General features: G+C 44.1%; 3 protein-coding genes and 1 pseudogene. All 4 read right to left on the minus strand.

Annotation, left to right across the window (positions count from 1 at the left end):
• Nucleotides 1-40: 40 nt before the first annotated feature.
• The 4 genes and pseudogenes from ACW12G_RS06840 to ACW12G_RS06855 all read right to left on the minus strand — a co-directional run bounded on the left by ACW12G_RS06840 (nucleotide 41) and on the right by ACW12G_RS06855 (nucleotide 3,905).
• Complete coding sequence (locus tag ACW12G_RS06840) at nucleotides 41-928, minus strand: ABC transporter permease (protein ID WP_455647591.1); 888 nt, start codon at nucleotides 926-928, stop codon at nucleotides 41-43.
• 9 nt (nucleotides 929-937) lie between these two features.
• Entirely contained in the window at nucleotides 938-1,903 is a 966-nt protein-coding gene (locus ACW12G_RS06845; RefSeq protein WP_009999951.1) for an ABC transporter permease, read from the minus strand.
• 2 nt (nucleotides 1,904-1,905) lie between these two features.
• On the minus strand, nucleotides 1,906-2,895 hold the full coding sequence (locus ACW12G_RS06850) for an ATP-binding cassette domain-containing protein (RefSeq protein ID WP_055308507.1): 990 nt from the start codon (nucleotides 2,893-2,895) through the stop codon (nucleotides 1,906-1,908).
• Nucleotides 2,892-3,905 (minus strand): annotated as a pseudogene (locus ACW12G_RS06855) (ABC transporter ATP-binding protein). Before ACW12G_RS06855 ends, ACW12G_RS06850 begins: the two are co-directional and overlap by 4 nt.
• Nucleotides 3,906-3,978: the final 73 nt, after the last annotated feature.

The raw sequence follows: 3,978 nt of genomic DNA on the forward strand, positions 1-3,978 counted from the left end.
ACAGTTTTTCATAATGTCAACACTTAATTATAAATATATTTTAATTCACTGCTTCGCTTTGATCCCTTGCACGACGCGCAACAAGTCCCAAAACCACAAAACCAAATGTGAGTATGATGAGGATAAGTGTGACCGGCACCCATAACCACCAACGCACATAAATCGTTGAAGCAGACCCATTCAATACCATCAACATCGACCCTAACGAACTGGTCCCTTGCTTCAAACCAAAGCCCAAGAATGTCAATCCAGTTTCAATCCCGATTGACCCCGCCAGTGTTAAAGCATAATCTGAAATAATGGTTGATGAAATATTGGGCAAAATACCCGAAAACAAAATTTTATACCAAGGTGTTCCTGAAATTTTGGCTGCTTCAACATAATCACGATTGACTTCCGACAATGTTAACGTCCGTACCAAGCGAACGTTGGCCGGCCAACTAATGACGGACAAAATCATAATCAGGCTCCAAATCGACACCCCTTTAGCCGTGGCAAAGATAATCGCCAACACCATGATTAACGGCATAATCAGCCAAAAATCAATCACACGCATTGCAATCCAATCGACCCAACCGCCAAAATAACCAATCATCATCCCAAAAACAATTGAAATCAGGGAAATCAACGTGGCTACCCCGAACCCAATAATGATGGAATTCTTCGCTGAGGCAATTAATGTCAAAATAAAGTCAGCCCCAGAGTCCGTAGTCCCGAGAATATGCCCGTTGGTTAACGGTGGTAAGTTCGCATTTAAAATGCTACTCATCGTCCCAATATCACTCGGCACAAAAAACTGCCCGATAAAAATAAATAAGAATAACACAATGAGTAAAATCAGAGCGGTCAAACCCAATCCATCACGTTCTAGTTCACGCCAAAAATTTTTCAAAAATTTTTCGCCAAAACGACTTTTTTTCGTTGCCATAGCGCCTCCTTATTTCACACGAATACGCGGATCAACCCACGCAGAAATGATGTCAGATAGCAACCCACCTAAGAGCGCTAAGAAGCCTTGTAACAGCATCAATGCGGTAATCACCGTATAGTCACGACCACTCAATGCTTGCACGAATAAGGCTCCAATCCCAGGATAACCAAAGACGGTTTCCGCAAACATCGCCCCAGCCAGCACGCCCGTAATGGCATAACCAATGCCGGAAGCAATTGGCAAAAAGGCATTTCTTAAAATGTGCTTGCGGAAAACATCTTTAATCTGTACCCCTTTGGCACGTGCTGTCCGCACATAGTCTTGGGCTTGCTGATCTAACAAATTCGATCTGAGGTATTGAAATACCCCGTTCGTACTAAAGAGGGCAATCGTAAAGCCAGGCAAAAAGGCATAACGTAAGTTACTGAAAAAATTCACCGCAAAATTCTTAGTGTCATCAATTCCTGTCCCTGAACTTGGGAAAATTGGAATAATATACACAAATAAAATCATCATGATGAAGTAGAACACAAAGGACGGCACCGCTGACGTCAATGTATTCCAAACAATTAACGCCCGATCAATCAATTTGTTTTCGTGACGAGCAGCGAGCAACGCTTGCGTAATCGCTAATAAATACGTGAGAATTGTCGCTAAGATACCCATCGATAGGGTTGGCCAAAGGCGTTGCTCAATCAAGCGCGTGACTGACCAGCCCTTATTAACCGTATAAGAGGTGCCTAAATCACCATGTAAAACATGGTCGACCCAACGGATATATTGCTCATACCAAGGCAAATCAAGCCCGGCTGCGTGTCGCATCCGTTCAATTGTCGCGGGATCAGAGTTGGGGTTCAAGTTCCCGTAAAACGGATCTCCCGGCATCAATTGTGCCAACATAAAAATCAAAATCGACACCAAAATCATCTGCGGAATCATAATCAAGACACGGCGTAGTATTGTTTGTAGCATAATTATCGTGCCTCCTTTTTCACAGCAGCAAAGTGGGTATCTGTAATAGCCTGCAAATCAAAGGCGCGCAATAATTGCCCTTGTTCGCGGTAATAATCCAACTTGCTTTCCTCAAACTCCGCTTCAAGCGCCTTACGCCGTGCGCGGTTGGCATCGCGTTGACTGACATCCAAACTTGGAATAGCTGAGAGTAAGCGTTTTGTATAAATATGCTGTGGATGCTCAAAAATATCGGCCGTTGTGCCCATTTCGACAAAGCGCCCTTGGTGCATAATGGCAATATAGTCCGTCATGTATTTCACCACACCTAAATCATGGGAAATAAACAAAAAGCTAATCCCAAATTCACGTTGAATTTTCTTCATAAAATTCAGCACTTGCGCTTGCACCGACAAATCCAACGCTGATACCGGTTCATCAGCCACAATCAAACGTGGATTTGTCGCCAAGGCCCGCGCAACACCAATCCGTTGCCGCTGACCACCAGAAAACTGGAACGGATATTGTGTCACTGTCCGTTCTGGCAGGCCAACAATGGCCAATAATTCTAAAACACGCGCATCAATCGCTTCTTGCGTAAAGAGTCGTTCACCGTTCGCCCCAGCGCCAATTGTCTGCGGCACACCAAAGTTTTTTAACGGCTCCGCAATAATTTCACCGATTGTTTTACGCGGATTCAGACTAGATTGACTATCTTGAAACACCATTTGTACATCTTTGTTGTAATGCAGATGCTTTTTTTGTTTAATCGTTGTCACATCTTGGCCATCAAATAAAATTTTGCCACTAGTTGGATTTTCTAGCCCAACAATCGCCTTGCCAATCGTCGTCTTCCCCGAACCAGATTCACCAACTAAGCCATACGTTTTCCCTGCTTCAATGGTAAAAGAAACGTCATCTACCGCCTTAATGTTACCTGTTACCCGATTAAAAAAACCTGAGCGAATCGGATAGTAAACTTTCAAATGCTCAATTTTAACCAGCTCACTCATACTTCACCTACCTTGTTAAAATCATCCGTAAATTCAAATGTTTGCCAAGCCGTCCCTCGTACAAAATGATTGGGCCCGACTTCATGCAACGTGTCAGCCACAGGTGCATTGACGACGTCGTCATCAAGCCACGGCAAACGTTGTAGGAACAAGTCTTTACTATGATCCATGTCCTTCAAAGCTGGTACAGTACCTGGAATTGCATACAACGCCTGCCCAGGGGCAACATCTGACGGATCCGCCCGCAACAACGACCGCGTGTACGGGTGTGTTGGCTGGGTAAATAGGTCATTAACCGGCGCTTCTTCAACAATTTGTCCGGCTTACATCACGGCCACTTTATCGGCCATCGCTGCCACGACACCTAAGTCATGCGTAATGAGTAAAATACCGGCATTCTTTTTGAGTTGAATTTCTTTAATTAAGTCTAGAATTTGTGCTTGTATGGTGGCATCTAACGCCGTTGTTGGCTCATCCGCAATGATCAAATCTGGTTCATTGGCTAGGGCAATCGCAATCATCACACGTTGCCGCATCCCACCAGACAGTTCATGCGGATATTGTTGCGCGACGCGCTTCGTATCCGTAATCCCAACATCCGTTAATAATTTTTGCACGCGTGTTGTGACAGCCTTGGCGTGTTTATCATGCACGGTAATAGCTTCAGCAATTTGATCGCCAATTTTCATCAGTGGATTTAAGCTCGATAACGGATCTTGAAAGATCATCCCCACCGATACCCCACGGTACGTATCAAACTGCCGTTCAGATAACCCAATCAATTCATCACCGAGTAAGCGAATCGACCCCGTGACCTGTGTTTGATCTGGGTTATGCAACCCCATGACACTCATCGCAAAGGTTGACTTTCCTGAACCAGACTCGCCGACGAGCGCCAATACTTCACCACGTGCAATCGATAAATTAACGCGGTGTAGGGCTGTTTGATAATCACCAGCAATTTTAAATTGGACAGATACATCTTTTGCATCTAACAACAAATTCCCCATAAAGACAGTTTCTCCTCAAACATCAATTAAATTATAATCATCATATTTTAATGATCGATTGTCGCGTTGATAA

The sequence above is a fragment of the Leuconostoc sp. genome, assembly GCF_965300815.1.